At 70.4% G+C, this 22,674-nt stretch carries 11 protein-coding genes; 6 read left to right on the top strand and 5 right to left on the bottom strand.

Going from position 1 to position 22,674, the window contains the following annotated elements:
• Nucleotides 1-46: 46 nt before the first annotated feature.
• Nucleotides 47-4,156 (bottom strand): nSTAND1 domain-containing NTPase, encoded by a 4,110-nt coding sequence (locus V6V47_RS03495; RefSeq protein WP_334626481.1) that lies wholly within the window; start codon nucleotides 4,154-4,156, stop codon nucleotides 47-49.
• A complete protein-coding gene (locus V6V47_RS03490) occupies nucleotides 4,153-4,485 on the bottom strand; it encodes a CU044_2847 family protein (RefSeq protein ID WP_334626480.1) in 333 nt (110 codons plus the stop codon). The genes V6V47_RS03495 and V6V47_RS03490 overlap by 4 nt, the downstream gene beginning before the upstream one ends.
• Before the next feature lie 272 nt (nucleotides 4,486-4,757).
• Here V6V47_RS03490 and V6V47_RS03485 point away from each other — a divergent pair, with 272 nt between their 5' ends.
• The 4 genes from V6V47_RS03485 (at nucleotide 4,758) to V6V47_RS03470 (ending at nucleotide 17,478) form a co-directional block, all read left to right on the top strand.
• Nucleotides 4,758-5,762 (top strand): NAD-dependent epimerase/dehydratase family protein, encoded by a 1,005-nt coding sequence (locus tag V6V47_RS03485; RefSeq protein WP_334626479.1) that lies wholly within the window; start codon nucleotides 4,758-4,760, stop codon nucleotides 5,760-5,762.
• 184 nt (nucleotides 5,763-5,946) lie between these two features.
• Nucleotides 5,947-9,609, top strand: a complete 3,663-nt coding sequence (locus tag V6V47_RS03480; RefSeq protein ID WP_334626478.1) for a LamG domain-containing protein — start codon at nucleotides 5,947-5,949, stop codon at nucleotides 9,607-9,609.
• 109 nt (nucleotides 9,610-9,718) lie between these two features.
• A complete protein-coding gene (locus tag V6V47_RS03475) occupies nucleotides 9,719-16,555 on the top strand; it encodes a polymorphic toxin-type HINT domain-containing protein (RefSeq protein ID WP_334626477.1) in 6,837 nt (2,278 codons plus the stop codon).
• Nucleotides 16,556-17,049: 494 nt separating this feature from the next.
• Nucleotides 17,050-17,478 carry a hypothetical protein gene (locus tag V6V47_RS03470; protein WP_334626476.1) on the top strand — a complete coding sequence of 143 codons (429 nt, stop codon included), beginning with the start codon at nucleotides 17,050-17,052 and terminating at the stop codon, nucleotides 17,476-17,478.
• Between the two features lie 73 nt (nucleotides 17,479-17,551).
• On the opposite strand, the gene V6V47_RS03465 is transcribed toward V6V47_RS03470, so the two are convergent.
• The 3 genes from V6V47_RS03465 to V6V47_RS03455 are packed head-to-tail and all read right to left on the bottom strand — an operon-like array spanning nucleotide 17,552 to nucleotide 21,666.
• Nucleotides 17,552-18,409, bottom strand: coding sequence for a universal stress protein (locus V6V47_RS03465; protein ID WP_334626475.1), 858 nt, complete (start codon nucleotides 18,407-18,409; stop codon nucleotides 17,552-17,554).
• Between the two features lie 9 nt (nucleotides 18,410-18,418).
• Nucleotides 18,419-20,812 carry a phosphoketolase family protein gene (locus tag V6V47_RS03460; protein ID WP_334626474.1) on the bottom strand — a complete coding sequence of 798 codons (2,394 nt, stop codon included), beginning with the start codon at nucleotides 20,810-20,812 and terminating at the stop codon, nucleotides 18,419-18,421.
• Between the two features lie 5 nt (nucleotides 20,813-20,817).
• Nucleotides 20,818-21,666 carry a universal stress protein gene (locus tag V6V47_RS03455; RefSeq protein ID WP_334626473.1) on the bottom strand — a complete coding sequence of 283 codons (849 nt, stop codon included), beginning with the start codon at nucleotides 21,664-21,666 and terminating at the stop codon, nucleotides 20,818-20,820.
• Between the two features lie 168 nt (nucleotides 21,667-21,834).
• On the opposite strand from V6V47_RS03455, the gene V6V47_RS03450 reads away from it, so the two are divergent.
• Together V6V47_RS03450 and V6V47_RS03445 are read left to right on the top strand one after the other, a co-directional pair.
• Complete coding sequence (locus V6V47_RS03450) at nucleotides 21,835-22,071, top strand: HTH domain-containing protein (RefSeq protein WP_007457155.1); 237 nt, start codon at nucleotides 21,835-21,837, stop codon at nucleotides 22,069-22,071.
• On the top strand, nucleotides 22,071-22,649 hold the full coding sequence (locus V6V47_RS03445; RefSeq protein WP_334626514.1) for a Clp protease N-terminal domain-containing protein: 579 nt from the start codon (nucleotides 22,071-22,073) through the stop codon (nucleotides 22,647-22,649). The genes V6V47_RS03450 and V6V47_RS03445 overlap by 1 nt, the downstream gene beginning before the upstream one ends.
• Nucleotides 22,650-22,674: the final 25 nt, after the last annotated feature.

The following is a 22,674-nucleotide window of genomic DNA, read 5'->3' as shown; positions in this document are numbered from 1 at the left end:
CGCTGGCTACGTTCGACTGACCACGGGCCGCCTCAGCCCTCTTCTCTCAGCGGGCCCGGCAAGCCGGGTGGCGCTCCGCGCCGGGCAGGTACGTCGACCATTCCTCATCGGTCAGGTCGCGGTGCAGAGCACGACAGAGTTTGTCGCGGGCGCGGGCCGGGTCAGGCGGTTCGACGGCGCCGAGCCACACGGTGTCGCCGTCACCGACCGCGAGACCCCGACCGTCCGGGCTGAACGCCACCACGTCCGCAGCCTTGGTGTAGCCACTGAACGTGGCATACGGCTGGCCGCTCGCCACGTCCCAGAGCTGCGCCGGCCTGAGGCCGTTGCCCACGGCCAGAGTGCGACCGTCCGGGCTGAGCCGTGCCGTGATGTTGATGCCGCCGTCCGGCAGGCTCAGTGTGGTGGTCGCCCGGCCGGTCGCCACGTCCCACCACCGCACGGTGGCGTCGTCACCCGCGCTGGCGAGAGTACGGCCGTCCGGGCTGAAGGTCACGGAGCTGACCTGTTGGGTGTGGCCGGCGAGGACCGCCCTGGACCGCCCGTTGGCGGGATCCCAGAGTCGGACCGTGCTGTCCCAGCCGGCCGTGGCGAGGGTACGCCCGTCCGGCGTGAAAGCGGCCGCCGTCACCCTGCCGCGGAAACCGGTGAGGGCGGCTCGGGTCCGGCCGGTGGCCACCTCCCAAAGCCTCACTTCACCCTCACCGTAGCTGTAAGCCAGGGTCCGACCGTCCGGGCTGAAGGCGAGCGCATCGACGCCCAGCAGTGGACCGTCCGTCGGCAGTGTCCGCCGGAGTCGAGCGGCGGCCGGATCCCAGAGGCGTACGGTGTCGCTGCCGACGGCCAGGGTGCGCCCGTCAGGGCTGTACGCCAGCGATCTCGCCGTGTGGTCGTTGGTGGCCGGCAGGGTGCTCCTGATTCGGCCGGACTTCAGGTCCCACAGGCTGACCGTGTCGTCGTCATCGCCCACGGCGAGCGTGGATCCGTCCGGGCTGAACGCGGCGGCGGCCACACGGACGCCAGGGCGGGTGAGCACCGCTCGGGTCGAGGTGATCGTGGGATCCCAGAGCCGGATGGTCTGGTCGGCGCTCCCGGAGGCGAGGAGGCGTCCGTCCGGGCTGAAGGCCAGCGCCCGGACGGCGTCCGTGTGACCGGGAAGGACCGCCTGGATCTGGCCCGTGCCCGCGTCCCACAGCCGCACCTGATTGTCATCGCCTCCGGTGGCGATTCGGGTGCCGTCGGGGCTGAACTCCACCGAGGCGACGTTGCTCACGGGCAGGGCGGCGCGGACTTCTTGCCGGCCGACGTCCCACAGCCGCACGGCCCGACCGCCCGCGCCAGCGAGGGTCTGGCCGTCCGGGCTGAACGCGATCGAAACGACCCAAGGGCCCTCTCGGTCGTTGGGCAGGACGCCCCGGCTGCGGCCGGTGGCCAGGTCCCAGAGTCGTACGGTCCCGTCCCGGGCGCTGCTGGCCAGCGTCTTGCCGTCAGGGGCGACGGCGAGCGCGATGACCCCTGCGGTGTGGCCCGTGAGCCTGGCCCGGACCCGCCCTGCGGCCAGGTCCCAAACCTTGATCGTGTTGTCGGAGCTGTCGCTGACGAACGTCCGGCGATCGGAGGAGAAGGCCAGCGCCAGGCCGGGAGTATGCCTCGCCTCGTCAGTGAGCGTGGTGCGCTCCCGCCCGTCGTCGACCGACCACAGTGACACCGCCCCGAAGACTTCTCCGGTGGCGAGCGTGTTGCCGTCAGGGCTGAAGGCGACCGACGAGATGTGCCGGTTGCGCGCTGCGATCTCGCCCGCGCCCCGGCCGGTGGCCACGTCCCACAGCCGCACGGTGCCATCGCTCAGGGCGGCCAGCCGCTTGCCACCCGGTTGGAAGGCGACTGTTTCCACGCGCCCCCCTAGTCCAGTCAGCCGATTCAGGGAAGCCAGGCCGGCTGCGGCGTAGAGGCTGGCGGTGGCCTCCACGGTCGGACTGACCCGGTAGGCGTGCACGGCCAGCAGCGCGGCGAGTTGGGGATCCGCGCTGTGCAGGGCCCGGGACTGGGCTGCCAATTGGCGGGACAGCGACTGCGTACCGGAGCGGACGGCGTCCTGTCGCTGCCAGAAGGCGACGCCCGCAGCGACCACGGCGACGACGACCAGGGCGGCCAGCACGCCATTGACCCGACGGGTTCGCCGGATGGCGGCCTGCTGCCGGTGTTTGCTGGCCGCCAGGTAGGCGGCCGTCTCGCGAGGGAGGGTTTGTCGTCGCGACCAGGCCAGCCCTTCCGCGAGATCAGTGCCGTGCAACAGGTCGTCCGGGTCTGCGGTGTCCCGCCACCGGAGCTGGCGCTCCTCGGCCCGGCGCATCCAGTCGTGGAACCGGCGGTCCTGAGCCACCCACTCGCGCAGCGCGCCCCAGTCGCGGATCAGCGCGTCGTGGACGAGTTCGGCCACCGGCTCGGACGGGCGGTCCACGCCGGGAGGCGCGACCCGGCGGGTCGTCACGACGCGGTGCCGGGTCAGCACGGCGAGCACCTCGTCGACGGCTGCGGGCTCGGCGACCGCGCCGGCCAGCTCCCGGAGGGTGGCGAGCGGCACCTGTCGTCGAGCGGCGGGGACCCGATGGGTTTCGTCCGCAGGGTGGACCAGCGCGGTGAGGATGCGCCGGGCGATCGGCCGTTGCTCGGCGGGCAGCTCGCCGATGGCCCTGTCACACCACCGGGCCAGGCTGCCGGAGATCTCACCGACCCGTTGGTAGGCGTTGTGGGTGAGATGGCCGTTGCTGCGTCGATGCCACAGTTGCTCGAGGGTGAGTTCGAGCAGGGGGAGCAGGGCCACCGGTGCCCGACGGGCGAGCGGCCCGCCCGGGTCGGCGGTCAGCAGGTCGGAGATGATCCGATCGGTCAGCCCGTCCTCCAGGCGAGCGCCAGCGGCATCGGCCGGCCGCTTGATGATCGCTGACAACTCCTCGGTGGTGAGAGCGGCGGGTACGTTGACCACACCGGGAAGGGCCGCTTCGAGGAGATCCGGGGCAACCGCCGCCAGCCGAGGATAGAAGTCGTCCCGCATCACCAGCAGCACGGTCAGCGCCGGGTGGGCGCCGACCGCGGCGGTGAGCCGGCGAAGGTCGGCGGCCCGGGCCGCGGTCACCTCGGTGAGCGCCTCCTCGACCTGGTCGATCACCAGCAGCAGGCGAGTGCCCGGCAGTTCCCCGGCGAGTCGCTGATCGACCGCGGACCACGCCCCGGAACTCGCGAGGTCGTGTAGACCCGCGCCGACGAGTTCGGTGCTCAGGTCCTCGCCGGGACGAGCGAAGACCGCCAGCCAACGGTCTGCACGGGGCAGCCGCCCGTCCGCCAGAGCGGGCAGGACGCCTGCTTGGATCAGGGAGGACTTGCCCGATCCGGAGGGGCCGAGGAGCAGCAGCGCCGGGTGCTCCGCCCCCAGCGCGGTCAGCATTCGGTCCACCGCGTCGTCGCGGCCGTGAAACCACCGTGCGTCCGCGGCGGTGAAGGTTTCCAGACCGCGGTACGGGCACACGTCCTGCACGGCCAGCTCGGGGCACACATCCCGGAGAATCTCTGTCGGTGTGGCGTAAGCGATGCCCTGCCCCCGCTGGTGCGGGTCCGGACGGGTGATCGCGGTGACCATCCCCACGACGAGCCCCGTGACGTCGTTCAGCACCGGCGCGCCGCTGAAGCCAGTGGTGAGATCGTTGGCGTTGGTCAGTTGCAGCAGCGGACCGATGGGCGCATCCGGCAACAGGTCGCCCGCAACCGCGTACCCGTAGTGGCCGCCGACGGGTGCCTGTCGGGGAAAGCCGTACGAACGCACAGCGTGCCCGCGGCAGCCGACGGCTGAGCCGAGCCCGAGCGGTCGTACCCCCTCCGGTGCGGCGCCGAGCCGGAGGACAGCGATGTCCCCGTCGTCGGCGTCCCGCCATGCCTCCGGTACGACGCGGCCGATGAGCCGAGGGGACCCGGCCGCGTGCGGGAACCACACCGTCAGTTCGGTGCCCGGAGCGCCGCCGAGGGCGCGAGCGACGTGTGCGCAGGTGACCACGGTCTGCTCGGCGACCAGAAAACCAGCGCCCGCCACCGACCCGTCCGCGGTCACGAAGCGGGCGACGGCGACTGCCGCCGCCTGGCCCGACTCGTCAGGGTGCGTCATCGGTCCCGGGTGTCCAGTGCCTCGGCTCTGTTCCAACGGACGGTGACCTTGAGGTGGCAGGCCAACTGACTCTTGGTGATCACCGCACCGGCCTCGGTGGACAGATCGATGCCAAACTCCGCCTCGATCTCGTCCGGGCCGGCCTGGCGCAGTTGGTCGAGCACGACCTGGGCGGCTTCGGCGACCGGCTTCAGGGTGGCCCGCAGGGTCACCGGCAGGTCCCGGACGCTGCTGCCGATCCGTCCCGCGTTGAGAGGCCCGTCCGGCTCCTCAGCCCCCTGCACGAGTAGGGAGCCGCCGTCGTCCAGAGGGATCCGCACCAGCTCCATCAACCTGAACCTCCCCGTAGGCCACGTCCGCCACGCATTGATGAATCCACTGTCACTCTACGGATTCTCGGCAGTTTGATGGGTACGTGAATGACTGCTTGGGTGACCTGAGCTGTCCAGTGCGGTGTTTTCGGTGGCTGCGGCGGGGACCGCGTATCGGGAGGGAGCCCCAGCGCGACGCCCGTGGTGGGAGTTCGCGTTCTGCCGTCGGCAGATTCGCCGACGGCTAACCGGGGCGACGTCGACCGCCCCCGGCGGGCAGGCTGGGGCCCATGCGACTGCTGGTGCTGGGCGGTACGGGTTTCGTGGGCGGCGCGACGGTCACCGAGGCGGTGCGCCGCGGGTGGTCGGTGACGGTGTTCAACCGGGGGCTGCACGGGTCGACGCCCTCCGGCGTACACCGGTTGCGGGGTGACCGGACCGTGCCCGACGGTCTGGCCGCGCTGGCCGGCGGCGAGTGGGACGTGGTGGTGGACACCTGGGACGGCGCGCCGCGGGTCGCCGGCGACGCGGGCCGTGCCCTGGTCGACGCGGTCGGGCACTACGTGTACGTGTCCAGCGGCTCGGTCTACGCCGACCAGTCCGTGTCCGGCCTCAACGAGGACTCCCCGGTGGCGGAGGCCGACCCCGACGCCGTCGACGGCGACTACCCGCAGCTCAAGTCCGGGGCGGAGCGCGCCCTGCGGGAGGTCTTCGGTGACCGTCTGCTGATCGCCCGCGCAGGCCTGATTCTCGGCCCGGGGGAGGACGTGGGCCGGCTGCCCTGGTGGCTGCGGCGGATCGAGCGCGGCGGCGACGTGCTCGCCCCGGGGCCGGCCGACCTGCCGGTGCAGTACATCGACGTACGGGACCTGGCGGTCTGGATGCTGGACGCGGGCGGTCGACGGCTGGGCGGCACCTTCAACGCGATCGGTCGTCCCGGTCACACCACGATGGGCGAGCTGCTCGACGAGTGCGTGGCCGCCACCGGTGCGGACGCCCGGTTGCGCTGGACCGACCCGGCCGCGATCCTTGCCGCCGGTGTGGAGCCCTGGAACGAGCTGCCGATCTGGCTGCCGCTCGGGCACCCGTACCGCGGGTTGCTGGAGCGGGACGTCTCCCGTGCCTTCGCGGCCGGGCTGACCTGCCGGCCGGTGGCCGAGACGGTCGCGGACACCTGGCGGTGGCTGCGCGAGGTCGGCACGGTGCCGCCGCGTGCCGGCCGACCGCACCGCGGTGCGAAGGGGCTGGACCCGGCACGGGAGGTCGCCCTCCTCTCCGCTCACGGAATTCAATGACGGGCGGTGCGGATTGAATGATCGTTTGAAGCCCTCGTCCCATTTGTGATCACGCTGGGTCATCGACATAGACAAACCTGTGAGGCAGCCCTACAGTTCCGCCCGACTGGTTCTCATCGTCACGGGGGTTCTGATGACTACTGGCCGCTGGCTGCTGCCTGCGTTCCTTGATAGACGGTCTCGGTTGGTCGTTGGTGGAGTGGTCGCGCTGCTCGGCGCCACGGCCATCGGGGTGCCGGCGCAGGCCGTCCCGCCCACCACGCCACAACCGCCGGCCCGCGTCGCCGAGGCGGCAGACGCGGGCTCCGCCGCCGCAGCGGCCCGCCGCTCGGGCCAGCGCGTGGAGGTGACATCGGCGCGCACCGAGTTGACCCAGGTCTTCGCGAACCCGTCCGGAAACTTCACCACGGAGACGGCGGTGGAGCCGCAGCGCGTGAAGCGCTCCGACGGCTCGTGGGCTGACGTGGACCTCGGGCTGACCCAGGATGGGGATGGTTGGCAGCCGGCGGCGTCGGTTGCGGACGTGCGGTTCTCCGATGGCGGAGCCGCCCCGGCCGTGGTCCTGTCCCGGGCGGGTAAGTCGTTCTCCCTGTCGTGGCCGGGCGGCCTGCCCCGCCCATCGGTGTCCGGTGACTCCGCGACGTACGCGGAGGTGCTGCCGGGTACGGACCTGGTGTTGCGGGCCACGCGGACCGGCTTCACGCACGTCCTCGTGGTCAAGACGCCCGAGGCGGCGGCCAACCCACGCCTGCGCGAGCTCCGCTTCGATCTGGGCGGGGACGCGCAGGTGCTGCGGGGACGTGACGGCCGTCTGTCGGCGGTCGCCGGCGACGCGGTCCTCGCCGCCGCGGAGAACGCCGTCATGTGGGACTCCCGCGTCACCGCCGCACCGGCGGGCAACCGCTCCGCGGCGGACTCGGGATCCGGCGGTGAGCCGTCGTCGGCGGCGGCGCCGGGTGACGGGGCGCGCACCGCCGCGGTCGGTGTCGAGGTCGCTGGCGGAGACCTGGTCCTGCGTCCGGACGCGGCGCTGCTCACGCCGGCCAACGCCACGTTCCCGGTCTACATCGACCCGGCCTGGTCCACCGGCAAGTCCCGCTGGGCGTACTCGACGAACAACAACAGCAACAACACGGACACCTCGGTCGCCCGGGTCGGCAGGGACCCGGACTCCGGGAAGCTGTACCGGTCCTACTTCGACTTCCCGTTGACGTCGATCCGGGGCAAGCACATCGAGTCGGCGTACGTGCAGATGAAGCTGGACCACTCCTGGTCCTGCGGCAACACGCCGACCTACCTGTACCACTCCGGGGGCATCGCCTCGACGCCGCGCACCAACTGGGCACCGAAGTTGATCGGCCTGAAGTCCTCGGCCAGTTCGCACGCCAATGAGGGCTCCGGGTGCTCCGACTCCCCGCAACCCGACATGACCGTCAACTTCACCGGGTCCGCGGTGACCAGCGTGATCCAGTCGTCCGCGACGAGCAGCGCCACCAACATCACCTTCGGGTTCTGCGCCTGTAGCGCCACCGACGGCTCGGGTGAGTCCACCACCGACCGGTACAAGAAGTTCTGGCCCGGCAGCGCCAAGCTGGTGGTCGACTTCGACTCGATCCCCGGCAAGCCGAACAACCTGCAGATCGCGGGTGTCGCCTGCCCGGTCAACACGACGCTCGTCATCGGCACGCTGAATCCGACGTTCTCCGCGATCTTCCCGGACGCCGACGGCACGCAGGCGCTGACGACGGGGTACGAGTGGGTCCAGGTGCCCGCCAACGGTCTGATCGACGCCTCGACGCCCCGCCGGGCCGCTCCCGCTGGGGCGTCGGTCCCCGCCGGAGGGCGCTCGACCACGGCCGCGGTGACGGCCGGCGAGGGCGTCAAGTACGCGTTCCGTGCCAAGGCCACCGACCCCGCTCCGTACAGCCGGACCAGTGTGTGGTCGGACTGGTGCACGTTCCTGGCGGACACCAAGGTCCCACCGGTGACCGCCGCGCTGACCGGCGGGTCGACGGTGCCGGGCAGCACGGCCACCTTCACGATCCGGTCCACCGACCTCACGGTGACGAAGTTCGCGTACGGCTGGGTCAGTCCCGCGACCACGCCGATCGCGGCGACCAGCGGCGGCTTTGTGAACCAGCCACCGTACCCCCCGATCCGCGTGATGCAGGCCGTCGTCTCGCTCGTGGTGCCGAAGTACGGATTGAACATCCTCTACCTCTCGGCCACCGACGGCGCGGGCAACGTTGGCCGTGGTTCGTTCGAGTTCACCGCCGCGCGTGCGGCCCCGGCCGTCGCCCGCTGGGGTCTGGAGACCTATCCCGGCGTCACGGCGGCGAACGCGCTCGACGACGTGCAGCAGTCGCCGCCGTCGGGCCGCACCCCGTTGTCGTCGGGGAGCGTCTCGTGGACGGGCGACCTGCGGATGATCCGTGGTGAGACCGCCTCGTTCAACGGCACCTCCTCGGCTCTTGCGACGGCCGGCCCGGTGCTGGACACCACCAAGTCGTTCAGCGTGTCGGGTTGGGTGCGACTGGCGGCGCTCCCGACCACGAGCGACATGGTCGTCGCCGCGCAGGCGGGCACCAACACCACGGGGTTCCAACTGGGGACCCGACTGGAGGGCTCCCCGGCGACGCCCCGCTGGTCGTTCCTGATGAAGGACACTGACCTGGCGAGCAGCACCAGCCGACCTGCGGTCAGCACCGCCCTGACCGCCGCGGACGTCGGCCGGTGGACACACCTCGCCGGGGTCTACGACAAGACCGCCGGAAAGGTCCGGCTGTACGTCAACGGCACGCTCACCGGCGAGGTGGACCGGACCGCGACGGCCTGGAGCGCGGGCGGCATCTTCACCGTCGGCCGCGGGTGGGCGGGCTCTCCGATCAACTGGTTCAAGGGCAACCTGGCCGACGTGCAGGTCTATGACCGGGTGCTGGTCGCGCACGACTTCACCGGTCAGCTCGCCGAGGACCCGGATTCCGGTGGTTTCGACGAGCCGGGGATGCTCGCGGCGGTCAAGGTGGGTGACTGGAGCTTCGCCAACGGCATGCCCTGCTACGAGGAGTCGTCCGACCCCACGTTGTGCGGCGCGCCGGAGGACGGCCAGTTCGGTCGCCGACTGGCGCTGACCAAGGGCGTCGACTTCGGCTCCCTGTCCGATGACAAGTTCCTGGCGCTGGACCGGGCGGCCATCGACGACCCCGCCCAGCAGACCGTGGAGTACGGGCGCTCGCAGGACAATCTCGCCGAGCCGCAGAACCCGGTCTGGCAGGACGGCCGTGTGCTGCGTACCGATCAGTCCTTCAGCGTGTCGGTCTGGGTGCGACCCGATGCGGAGGCGTTGGGCACCCTGACCGCCGTCAGTCAGGCCGGCAGTCAACAGTCGGCGTTCTATCTCGGCCAGCGCGCCTTCACGGTGGGCAGCACAACCGAATACCGCTGGTGTCTCAGCGTCTTCGGTGTCGACGACGACGTCATCTCGGGCCAGACCCTGGAAGTTCCGATGACGTCGCGGACGCTGACCGAGGACGACCGGGCCCGGTGGACGCATCTGGTCGCCGTCTACGACGTGTCCCGCCGGGAGGTCCGGCTCTACGTCAACGGTAAGCAGGAGGGCATCAAGGGCTACGGCAGCAGCAGTTTCACCGGTGCCTTCGACGCGACCGGCCCGCTCGTTGTCGGCGCCGCCCGCTTCACCCCGGTGGGCGGGACGCCGCGGTGGGTCGACCTCTGGCGAGGCGACATCGACAAGCTCGGCCTCTACCAGGGCGCGCTGACCGACGTGGGGGTCAAGACGCTCTTCGACGCCGAGTCACCGGAGCCGGTGGAAGCACCCGAGGACTGAGGCTTTCGCAACCCCGTACCTACCCCTTGCACGACACCTCGTGAGTGGAGGCATGGTGACTCGCTACCCAAAAATCCGGGCCAAAATGACGTATAAGCCGCATAGCCGGATGCACGCGATCGTGGCCGGGCTCCTCAGCGGGGCGCTCGTCGTCACCGGGCTGTCGGTCCCGGCGCAGGCCGCGCCGACCAGCCCCAAGCCCCAGACCGGTCAACGGGAAAAGCTCGACAAGGACGGCGCCACGGCCGATGGCCAGGCCTGGCCGACCCGGAAGGTGCCGAGCGCGAAGCCGGCCGCGCCGGTGTGGCCGAAGCCGGGCAAGGCCACGGTCACGCTCCCGGCGGAGGCCCCGGCGGGGCAGCGCCGATCCGTGCCGGCGGCGGTCCGGGCCGGCGCGCTGCCGGTGTCGGTCACCCGGGCGGCCGGGGCAGCGGGTGCCCGGACCTCGGCGGTCTCGGTCGAGCTGCTCAACCGGGCGACGGTGCCGGCGCGGTGGCGCGACGGGCTGGTGCTGCGGGTCGACGACGCCGGTCAGGGCTCGGCGGCCACCTCGTCCGCGACCTCAGGTCAGCCGGGTGCGGCGACCGTCTCGGTGGACTACCGGAGCTTCCGGGACGCCCTCGGCGGTGACTGGGCATCCCGGCTGCGGCTGCTCCAGGTGCCGGAGTGTGGCCTACGCACCCCGGAGCGGGCCGAATGTGCTGCCACGCCGTTGGTGTCCCACAACGACGGCGGCTCGGTCAGCGCCGAGGTGCCGGTGACCGTCGGCGCCTCCACGGCGCGTTCCACCGAGGCAGCGTCCACGCTGGTCGCGCTCGCCGCGGGCAGTTCGGGCCCGGAGGGTGACTTCTCCGCCACGCCGATGGCGGCCAGCGCCACCTGGTCCGCGGGCACGTCGACCGGTGGCTTCTCCTGGTCGTACCCGATGCGGATGCCGCCGGCGATCGGTGGCCCGGCCCCCAGCCTCGGCCTCTCCTACACCTCCGACGCCGTCGACGGGCAGTCCGACGCGTCCAACAGCCAGCCGTCCTGGGTCGGCGAGGGCTTCAGCCTCTGGTCCGGCTACATCGAGCGCAGCTACGTGCCGTGCGCCGACGACATGAGCGGCGGAAACAACAGCACCAACCGTACGGGCGACCAGTGCTGGCGGTCGGACAACGCCACCATGTCGCTGAACGGGCGGGGCGGAGAGCTGATCTTCGAGGCCGGCAAGGGCTGGCACAACCGCAGCGAGGACGGCTCGAAGATCGAGAAGCTGACCGGTGCCGCCAACGGCGACGACGACGGCGAGCACTGGAAGGTGACGACGCCCGACGGCGTGCAGTACTTCTTCGGCCGCAACAGTCTGCCGGGCCAGAGCACGACCACGAACTCCGCGTGGACCGTCCCCGTCGCGGGCAACCACACCAACGAGCCGTGCAACGCCGGCACGTTCACCTCGTCCTTCTGCAACCAGACGTGGCGGTGGAACCTCGACTACGTCGTCGACCCGCGCGGCAACACGCTGTCGTACTGGTACGAGAAAGAGGACAACTACTACGCCAAGAACGCCACGTCCACCAACAAGGCGCTCTACACCCGGGGCGGTTCGCTGCGGCGCATCGACTACGGCACCTGGGACCGCGGCGCCACCGACCGCTCGGTCCAGCCGCTGGCCCAGGTCGTCCTCGACATCGCGGACCGCTGCACCGTCGACTGCACGAACCGGGGCAACTGGAAGGACGTTCCCTGGGACCAGGAGTGCACGGCGGGCGCGGCGGACTGCAAGGAGAACTACGGCCCGACGTTCTGGACCACCAAGCGGCTCTCGACGGTCACCACGAAGGTCTGGGACACCACCAAGACCCCCGACGACTGGCAGCCGGTCGACTCCTGGACGTTGGGCCACACCTACCCCGCGGTGGGTGACGGCAGCGACCACGCCGGGATGTGGTTGGACTCGTTGGTGCACAAGGGCCTGGTCGGGGCCACGGTGGCCATGCCGCCGGTGACCTTCGAACCGATCTCGAAGCGGAACCGGGTGTTGAGCAAGAACAACACCAGCAACAACCGGATGCGGATCGGCAACATCATCACCGAGACCGGCGGAAAGATCCAGGTCACGTACAGCCAGGAGGACTGCAAGAGCAGCAGCCTGCCGTCCTCCCCGGAGAACAACACCCGCCTCTGCTACCCCGTGGTCGGCCCGGACCCGTACGAACCGGGCAAGGAACTCACCGAGTACTGGCACAAGTACGTCGTCACGCAGGTCTCCGAATCCGACGTCATGGTCAAGGTCGGCGGCACCGACCACGGCCAGCCGGTGCAGAACACCTACTACGACTACGTCGGCAACCCGGCCTGGCACTACGCCGACGACAACGGGCTGGTCAAGCCCAAGCGCAAGACGTGGAACCAGTTCCGCGGCTACGGCCAGGTGCAGGTACGCAAGGGCGACGCCCCCGCGCAGACCCTGACCGAGACGACCTTCCTGCGCGGCATGCACGGTGACCGGCTGAACGCGAGCGGCGGCACTCGCACCGTCACCGTGGGCGCCTCGCTCGGCGGTGAGACGGTGTACGACGAGGACCAGTACGCGGGCATGGTCCGCGAACAGGTCGTCTACAACGGCACCAAGACCAAGCCGGTCAGCAAGACGGTCAACGTGCCGTGGCGGTCGGACGCGACCGCGACCCGCACCATCAACAAGGACACGGTCACCGCCCGCTACGTCAACACGGCGATCAGCTACAGCGCCGTGGCGCTCGGAGTGAACGGCGCCTCCGGCTGGCGGACGTCGCGCAGCGTGTCGGATTTCGACGGCACCTACGGCAGCACCAAGACCATCCAGTCCGACGGCGACGTCGCCAAGGGCGGCGACGAGACGTGCACCACCTATCTCTACAACCGCAACACCGGCGCGAACCTGATCCAGACGGTCAAGCAGATCACCGTCAAGGCGGTGCCCTGCGCCACCGCGCCGACCAGCCAGGACGACATCGTCGCCGACGAGCGCAAGTTCTACGACGGCGCGACGAGCGTCGACACCCCGCCGACCCGTGGTGAGGTCACCCGGATCGACCGGCTCAAGGACTGGTCGGTCGGCGGTGGCACCGCCTGGCAGACCACGAGCCAGGCAACCTTCGACGCGTACGGGCGGCCGAAGACCACCACCGACGCGCGTGGCCGCACGGCCACGACGGAGTACACCCCCGCGACCGGTGGGCCGGTCATGACGGTGAACACCAAGACCCCGGATCCGAACGGCGGCAGCGTCGACTGGGTCAACACCATCGAGACGCGGCCCTACTGGGGTCAGCCGATCCAGACCAAGGACTACAACGGTCGGCTCGCCGACATGGAGTACGACCCGATGGGTCGCCTCGCCAAGGGCTGGGCGGTCGGCTGGCCGCGTACTGCCCACCCGACCAGCCCGTCGGTCGAGTACACCTACTCCTACGCGCCCAACCGGGACGCCTACCCGTACACCAAGAGCCGGGTGCTCAATGCCGGCGGCGGCTACCTGACCTCGTACGACATCAAGGACGCCTTCCTGCGGCCCCGCCAGACCCAGAGTGCCGGGGTCGGCGGCGACCGGGTGGTCACCGACACGCTCTACGACGCGACCGGTCGGGCCGTGACCACCTACCAGGCGCACGCCGAGCCGGGCACGCCCGCCGGCGCGCTCTGGTGGGAGCCGGAGTGGTCGGTGCCGGCGCTCTCGAAGGCCGTCTACGACAACGCCTCCCGGGCCACCGACCAGGTGTTCTTCGGGACCGACGGGATCACCAACCTCGTCGAGAAGTGGCGCACCAGGACCGAATATCTCGGCGACTCCACCGTGGTGACCCCGCCGGAGGGCGGCACCGTCACCACCACCAAGACCGACGTGCAGGGCCGGACCGTCGAGCTGCGGCAGCGGGCCGACAAGACCCAGGTCAAGCCGGACGTCGTCACGACCTACACCTACAACCGTAAGAACCAGCTCACCCTCGTCCGGGACACCGGCGGCAACGAGTGGGTGAACACGTACGACGTCAAGGGTCGCCAGATCAGCGCGAAGGACCCGGACAGGGGCACCACCACGACGTCGTACACCCAGTACGACCAGGTGGAGAAGATCACCGACACCGCCAACAACGTCCTGGTGAACGAGTACGACGCCATGGGGCGGCGCAAGGGTCTCTACGCCGGCAGCATCGCGGCCGGTAACAAGCTGGCCGAGTGGAAGTACGACAAGCTCTACAGCGGCAAGACCGTCCGCGGCCAACTGACCGAGAGCGTCCGGTACGAGTCCGCAGGATCGGCCAACGCCTACAAGTGGCGGGTGACCGACTTCACCGACCGCTACCAGCCGGACGGCGTCAACTACGTCATCCCCACCAACGAGGCTCAGAACCTCGCGGGCACCTGGTCGTACGCCTTCGGATACTCCCCGTACGACGGCAGCCCGACGTCGGTCACCTATCCCGGCGGCGGTGGTCTGACCACGGAGAAGGTGGAGACGAAGTACGACTCGACGACCGGCCTGCCCACGGAGTTGGCCACCAACCTGATCAACGTGGGCCGTTACGTGATCGGCCAGCAGTACACCCAGTACGGCGAGCCGACCCTCACCACCCGCAAGACCGACGGCGGCGTGTACGTCGAGGACAACACCTACTACGACCTGACCACCCGGCGCGTCGACCGGATGACGGTCAAGCCGGAGACCGGCGCCGGCACGGTGGTGGACGCCAACTACAAGCACGACGCGGCCGGCAACATCCTCTGGATCAAGGACACCCCGCAGGTCGGTGCGGCGGACACCCAGTGTTTCCGCTACGACGACCTGCGTCGGATGACCAACGCCTGGACGCCCAAGACGGGTGTCGACTGCGCGGCGGATCCGAGCGTGGCCAACCTGGGTGGGCCGGCACCGTACTGGCACGAGTGGACCCTCGACGCGGTCGGCAACCGCAGCACGGAGAAGGTGCACACCGCGGCGGGCGACACCAAGCGCGACTACACGACGCCGACCAGCGGCAAGGACGTCGTACGGCCGCACGCCGTCACCTCGGTCGCCACGGAGGCGCCCGGCCAACCCGCCGTCACGACCCAGTACGCCTACGACAACGTCGGCAACATGACCTGCCGGCCGGCGGCCACCACCGCGAACAACTGCGCGACCGCGGCGAACTCGCAGACGCTTGCGTGGAACGCCGAGGGCAAGCTCGCCACGGTGAAGGTCGGCGGTCAGACCGTCGAGACCAACATCTACGACGCCGACGGCACACGCCTGATCCGGCGCGACACCACCGGCAGCACGCTCTACCTGCCCGGCCAGGAGATCCGGCGGGACAACAACTCCGTCACCACCGGCACCCGCTACTACAGCTTCGCCGGCAAGATGGTCGCCAACCGCACGCCGAGCGAGCTGACCTGGCTCTACTCCGACCACCAGGGCACCCAGCAGACCGGCATCAACGCCGCGTCCCAGGCGGTCACCGTTCGTCGTCAGACCCCGTACGGCGATCCTCGCGGCAGCCAGCCGCAGTGGACCAACAACAAGGGCTTCGTCGGAGGCGACAAGGATCCGACCGGCCTGACCAACATCGGGGCCCGGCAGTACGACACCGGACTCGGGCGGTTCATCTCCGTCGACCCGCTGCAGGACCTGGCCGACCCGCAGCAGTGGAACGCCTACGCCTACAGCAACAACAGCCCGATCACGTTCTCCGACCCGAGTGGCCTCCGCGCCTGCTCCGATGACGCCTGCGGTCCGGGCGCCGACTACGAGGACATGTACGGCAACTACGTCGAGGTCGAGGGCGACAACGACGGCTGCGGCGGCAGCTGCGGCGACGACGACTGGGCAGAGGCGCGCGCCGCGCATGAGGCTGGTGGCGGCAACGGCGGCGGCGGTGGCAAGGGCGGCGGCAAGAACGGTGGCCCCACCGACGAGGAGATCAAGCGGGCCAAGGAAGTCAAGAAGCAGAACGCCATCTCGATCATCATCCAGGCTGGCGGAAAGCTTCTGCTCGACTTCTTCGGCATCAACGACATCCTGGACTGCATCCACGGTGATCTGATGGCCTGCGCCTTCTCACTCGCCGGCATGCTGCCGGCGACGAAGGCCTTCCAATTCCTCCGCAAGGCCAAGCCGATGGCCAAGACGATCGCCAAGGCCGGCAAGGCCCTGTTGAAGTGGTCCGAGGACACGAAATGGGCCGACGAGGTCCTGGAGGCAGCCGAGAGTTGCCTGGTCAAACGGCACAGTTTCGCCGCGGGAACGAAGGTGGTGTTGGCCGGCGGCGGTTACCGAGCCATCGACGAGCTGCAGGAAGGCGACCTGGTCCTCGCCACCGACCCGGAGACCGGGGAGACCGCGGCTCGTGAGGTCACCCGCACCCACCGCAACGAGGATGCGGACCTGACGGACGTGACGGTCAAGGTGGCCGGCGCCGGGGCTGCCGTCATCAAGACCACCCAGCACCACCCGTTCTGGAGCGAGGACCGGAAGGCGTGGGTCGACGCCGCCGATGTGCGGGTCGGCGAGTCGCTGCGGGCCCTCGATGGCAAGGCGGTCACCGTCCAGGCCGTCCGCTCGTACGCAGGCCTGGAGTCGATGCACGACCTCACGGTCGCGGAGATTCACACGTACTACGTGGTGGCCGGCAACGCCTCGGTCCTCGTCCACAACACTAATGGCAGTTGTTCAGTACACGGTGGACCAACAGCCGTACCGAACCGGGACTTGCGTGAGCCGCAGGTCTGTACGTGTGATCGGGCCGGTGAGATGAACCTCACCGAAGAGAACCGGATTGTCACGAATGCTGAAGGTATCAAGGAGCGCCGTACGCAGACTGAGGCTCCGGTACGGGCCGTCGACAATGCGTTCAAGCAGGCCGCGAACGATCCAATCTCTGGTGGTATTCTGGGCGGCACAATTATGATCAGGGTGGTGTTCGGGAGATCGAAGAAATGAGTCACGGCGTCAACGGCGGTCCCGAGAAAGCGGTCAGCTCCACCGGAATTGCAGTATCGCGGTTCCTCAGGAGCGGAGATCGTAGGCACGCCTTCCTCTTGTTGGCGCATCCCTTTTCGGCACCCGAACTGATATTCCAAGCATGGGTGCTAGCAATGCGCCGAACGTTTTCTCGGGAGATGGACAGCCGACGTGTGTCCACGTATCTGGAAGGTGTGATCAACCGAACGGGTGGGTCGGTTAATGGTCCCCACGTTGCTGTGCTCATCGACCTCGCGTTCAAAAATTCGCCCGCTGCGGATCGGAGTGTGAGGAAACATATCCCGCCCATTCTTGTCGACTTGGTGCAGAGCGAGTTCCCAAGCGGCGAGCAGTGTGCGGAGTTGGTGCGCGCGGCCGAAAGTCGGGCCGAACGGGTGCGTCGTAAAGGCGGGAAGAGGTCCACAGGTGCAAGGCGAGTGGGGCCCTCGCCTTCGAGTGGGCCGAGGACGGTAGTGGGACAGATCCTCAAAGCGCAGTCGGCCTATGATCGAGATCTGCTGTCAGCGCTGCCTGACGAGGAGCCTGGCCAGGCGGCGGCCGATGTTGTCGGCCGCGCAGTCTTCGCCGTGCTTGAGGAGCGATTTCCGGGACCTCCCTCCGGGGAGCTCCTGGGCGAGTTTGCGTCCCGTGTAGCGAATTCGTCTCGCGACGTGCGGCTGGACAAGATGCTTGCGGAAGCGGTGGTCCGCGATGTGCTCCTGCCTCGATCGGCAAGCGTTACCGATGTGCCGGACGACCTTTTGCTGCACGCGAAGATTATGACGTTCGTGCAGGCCGTGGAGGACCTGGGGATGTATTCGTCTGAGGTTGACCAGATGATCAGCGCCGCCGAACGCGCGGCCGAGAATGCAGGCGTCCGGCTGAGGGCGATGCCGTGGTGAGGGGGCCGGGGTGCTGCCCGCGGGCAACACCCCGAAGCACCTGACACCAGACGCTCGTCGGCCGATGCTTCGGTCAGCGCTCCCGGACGACCGCGACCGGGCAGTGGGCGTGCTGGATGAGCTGCTGGCTGACCGAGCCGAGCAGCATTCCCGCCAGCCCACCCCGGCCGCGGCTGCCGACCACCACGAGCCCCGCGTCCCGGCTCGCCTCGATCAGCATGGCTGCCGGGCTGCCCGACACCAGGTCGACGGTCATGGCGAGGTCGGGGAAGGTCCGTCGCCACGGTTCCAGGGCCGCCTCCACCGCTGCCCGTTCGTCGGGCACTCCGGCCGCTCCGCCGGGGCCGGGGGTCCAGGCGTGCAGGGCGCGCAGCGGCACCTGCCGCTGGGCCGCGCGTTCGGCCGCGAAGCCGAGCGCCACCAGCGCCGCTGCCGAGCCGTCCACGCCGACCGCGACGGGGCCGGCCGGTGCTTCGGCCGTCGTGGTGCCGGGCCCGTCCCGGACCACCACGACCGGGCAGTGCGCGTGCGCGGCGACGGCCACCGCCGTCGACCCGGCCAGCAGGCCGCCGAAGCCGCCGTGCCCGCGGCTGCCGAGCACCAGCAGGCCGGCCTCGGCCGAGCGTTCCTGCAACACCAGGGCCGGCGGTCCGTCGTACACCTCGCTCGTGACCGTTAGTCGAGGGTGCGCGGCGGCGGCGTCCGCCGCGGCCCGGCGGACCAGGTCGTCGACCTGGCGGCGGGCGGTGTCGTCCGGCCAGACACCGGGCGCGACGCCCGGACCGATCCAGCCGGCCACGGTCAACCATTCGAAGACGTACGTCAGTCGCACCGGCTGCCCGCTGCGTTCGGCCTCGTCCAGCGCCCAGGTCAGGGCCACGCCGGCGTCGGTGGAGCCGTCGTAGCCGACCAGGATCTCCGCGTCCCGCACGTCGTCTCCTCAGCGGTTCGTCGGGTCGGTCTCGCGGACCCAGCGCCACTGGGCGACCTGGGGGTCGTCCTCGCCGTACCGGCGGGTGTAGTCGCGGGCCGCCTGGCGGGCGTCGACCATCTGCTGACGCAGGTGGGCGGCGCGGGCGGCCAGGCCGGGCACCCGGTCGATCACGTCGATGACGAGGTGGAAGCGGTCCAGGTCGTTGAGCATCACCATGTCGAACGGCGTGGTGGTGGTGCCCTCCTCCTTGTACCCGCGGACGTGCAGGTTGTCGTGGTTGGTGCGGCGGTAGGTGAGCCGGTGGATCAGCCACGGGTAGCCGTGGTACGCGAAGACCACCGGACGGTCGGCGGTGAAGACGGTGTCGAACTCGTTGTCGGTCAGGCCGTGCGGGTGCTCGGTGGCCGGTTGGAGCCGCATCAGGTCCACGACGTTGACCAGTCGCACCTTCAACTCTGGCAGCTGCTGCCGCAGCAGGTGTGCTGCGGCGAGCGTCTCGAGCGTCGGTACGTCCCCGCAGCAGGCCAGCACCACGTCCGGCTCGCTGCCGGCGTCGCTGCTGGCCCACTCCCAGATGCCCAGACCGCGCCGCGTGTGCTGGATCGCCTCGGTCACCGTCAGCCAGTTCGGCGCGGCCTGCTTGCCGGCCACCACCACGTTGATGTAGTGCCGACTGCGCAGGCAGTGGTCCATCGTGGCGAGCAGGGTGTTGGCGTCCGGCGGCAGGTAGACCCGCACCACCTCCGCCTTCTTGTTGACCACGTGGTCGATGAAGCCCGGGTCCTGGTGGGAGAAGCCGTTGTGGTCCTGGCGCCACACGTGGCTGGAGAGCAGGTAGTTCAGGGAGGCCAGCGGCTGCCGCCAGGGGATGCTCCGAGTCACCTTCAACCACTTGGCGTGCTGGTTGAGCATCGAGTCGACGATGTGGATGAACGCCTCGTAGCTGGTGAAGACGCCGTGCCGGCCGGTCAGCAGGTAGCCCTCCAGCCAGCCCTGGCACAGGTGCTCGGAGAGCACCTCCATGACCCGGCCGTCGGGGGAGAGGTGGTCGTCGCCGGGGACCGTACGGGCCACCCAGGCGCGGTCGGTCACCTCGAAGGCGGCGTTCAGCCGGTTGGAGGCGACCTCGTCCGGGCCGAAGAGCCGGAACGTCTGCGGGTTGGCGGCGATCACGTCCCGGATCCACGGGCCGAGCACCCCGGTCGCGCCGGCCATCGGTTCGCCGGGCTCGGGGACCTCCACGCCGTACTCGCCGAAGTCGGGCAGGGTCAGGTCGCGGAGCACCAGACCGCCGTTGGTGACCGGGTTGGCGCTCATCCGCCGGTCGCCGCGCGGGGGCAGCGACCGCAGCTCGTCGATCGGGGAGCCGGTGGCGTCGAACAGCTCCTCCGGCCGGTAGCTACGCAGCCAGTGCTCCAGCTCGGCCAGGTGTGCCGGGTTGTCGCGGACCTGGGACAGGGGCACCTGGTGGGCGCGGTAGGTGCCCTCCACCTGAGCGCCGTCGACCTCGCGCGGCCCGGTCCAACCCTTCGGCGTACGCAGCACGATCATCGGCCAGCGGGGGCGTTCGACGACGCCGCCGGAACGGGCCCGGCGTTGGATCGCGGCGATCTCGTCCAGAGCCCGGTCCAGGGTCGCGGCGAGCAACTGGTGCACCTGGGCGGGCTCGTCGCCGGCCACCACGTACGGCTGGTAGCCCGAGCCGCGCAGGAGGTCGAGCAGGTCCGCTTCGGGGATCCGGGCCAGCACGGTCGGGCTGGCGATCTTGTAGCCGTTGAGGTGCAGGATGGGCAGCACCGCCCCGTCGCGGGCCGGGTTGAGGAAGACGTTGGCGAGCCAACTGCCGGCCAGCGGCCCGGTCTCCGCCTCGCCGTCGCCGATCACGCACGCCACGGTGAGGTCCGGGTGGTCGAAGGCGGCGCCGTAGGCGTGGCTCAACGCGTACCCCAGCTCGCCGCCCTCGTGGATCGAACCCGGCACCTCCGCCGCGACGTGGCTCGGGATGCCACCCGGGAAGGAGAACTGTCGGAACAGCCGCGCCATTCCGACCTCGTCGCGCGACACGTCGTGGTAGCGCTCCTCCCAGGTGCCCTCCAGCCAGGTGTTGGCCACGATGGCCGGGCCGCCGTGGCCCGGGCCGGTGATCAGCATGGCGTTCAGGTCGCGGGCCACGATCACCCGGTTGAGGTGGGCGTAGACCAGGTTGAGCCCGGGGCTGGTGCCCCAGTGACCGAGCAGCCGCGGCTTGATGTCGTCGGGGGTCAGGGGGGTCCGCAGCAACGGGTTGTCCAGCAGGTAGATCTGCCCGACGGTGAGGTAGTTCGCCGCCCGCCAGTAGGCGTCCAGCCGGCGCAGCTCGTCGTCGGTGAGGGCGCGGTGCGCGTCGAGAGCCGTTTCCATGATGCTCAACCTCTCGAGTTGGCGTTGGGGCTGGTCAGTGGCACCTCGGTCAGTCCGCGGACGATGATCACCGGTGCCGGGGAGTGGTAGAGCAGGGACTGGGCGACCGAACCGAGCATGCCGCGCCCCGGTTCGTCGCCCCGGGCGGCGACCAGCGTTATCTGGGCGGAGCGGGACTCCTCGACCAGCACCTGACCGGGGTCGCCGCTCATGACCTGCCACTCGGCCGGCACGTCGGTGCGGCGTACGGCGTGCGGGGCCATCATCTCGGCGAGCTCGTTGGTGACGGTGTCGGTGTCCTCGTCGGGTTCGGCAACCCGCAACGCGAGCAGTCGGGTGGAGCGTCGGGCGGCGCACTCGAAGGCCCACCGCAGGGCGAGGTTCGAGCTGGGGGAGCAGTCGACCCCGACCAGCACCGGTCCCCGTGGCGGCGGCTCCTGGCGGACGACCAGCAGCGGACAGCCGGCCCGCGCGGCCAGTTGCACGGCGGGCGCGTCGGACGGGACGCATTGGGCGCTGCCGGCCATCCCGCCGTCGCCGACCACCAGCAGGAAGGCCGTCTCCGAGCGGCGGATCAGGGTGGGCAGCATGGCGCTCTCGACGATCTCGCCGCGTACGGTCAGTCCGGGCTCGATCTCGTGGGCGAGTTGGGCGGCCCGGGTGATCAGATCCTCGGCCGTGTCCCGGGGCGCGGCGACGGTGTCCGCGGCGAAGGCCGCGTGCCAGTCGAAGGTGTGCAGCAGGTGCAGTGGCCGGCCGTGTGCGGCGGCCTCCTGCGCGGCCAGGTGGACGACCGGGAGGTCGTGGCCCGAACCGAGGCCGACCAGCACCGCTGCTTCGGCGGGTGTTGCCATCCGACATCACCTCCCGGGCGTCGCGCCCGGCACGACCACGCTGTTCCTTGACCGAGGGTAGTCGGGCGGTAGCGGTGGCGGGCCGGATCGGGTGGCGTTCCGCCGAGCGTGACCGTGCGTCGTCAACAAAGGTTGACAGGGATTGCGCTGTCAACGTATGTTGACGGCATGAGTCAGGCGACGGAACTCGCGGCGGCCGCCGGCAGCACCGACCCCCGGGTCGGGCTGCGGGCCGTCCGCGCGCTGCGCCGGCTGCTCGAGCGGCTCGAGGTGGTCCAGGTGGACAACGCCCGTCGACAGGGCTGGTCCTGGCAGGAGATCGCCGACGCGCTCGAGGTCAGCCGACAGGCGGTCCACAAGAAGCACGCCGGGCGGCCGGCGGTCAATTCATCCTGGGAGGCGTGATGTTCGAGCGATTCACCGACCGGGCGCGCGGTGTCGTGAAGGGGGCGGTGCAGGAGGCGCGGGCCGAGGGTCAGCGGCCGGTCGGCACCGAGCACCTGCTGCTCGCCCTGCTCGCCGACGAGGCGGGCCTGGCCAGCCGGGTGCTCACCGACGCCGGGGTGCGCGCCGACGACCTGCGCGGGCGGATCCGGCGGCACACCGCCGACGGTGGCGTCGGCCTCGGCGCCGCGGACGCGGCCGCACTGCGGGAGATCGGCATCGATCTGGCCGCGATCGTGGCCCGGATCGAGCAGTCCTTCGGCCCGGACGCGCTGCGCGAGGCCGTGCCGGCGCCGCGCCGCCGCTGGGGCCGGAGACGGCACCTGGGCGGCCCGTTCTCGCCCCGATCGAAGAAGGCGCTGGAGTTGTCGTTGCGGGAGGCGATCCGGCTGCACCACCGCCACATCGGCACCGAGCACATCCTGCTCGGGGTGCTCCGCGAGGGGCAGGGGCTGGGCGCTCTGGTGCTCATCGAGGCCGGCGTCGACCTGGACGACCTGCGCCGCCGGGTGGAGACCGCCCTGCGGGCGGCGGCCTGATCATCGAGGGCGGGCCCGGGAGCGC

This window comes from Micromonospora sp. CPCC 205539 (assembly GCF_036906815.1).
In the GTDB taxonomy this organism is placed as follows: domain Bacteria; phylum Actinomycetota; class Actinomycetes; order Mycobacteriales; family Micromonosporaceae; genus Micromonospora.
The sequence above is the reverse complement of the archived record's forward strand: the minus strand, read 5'-3'. Positions and strand labels throughout refer to the sequence as shown.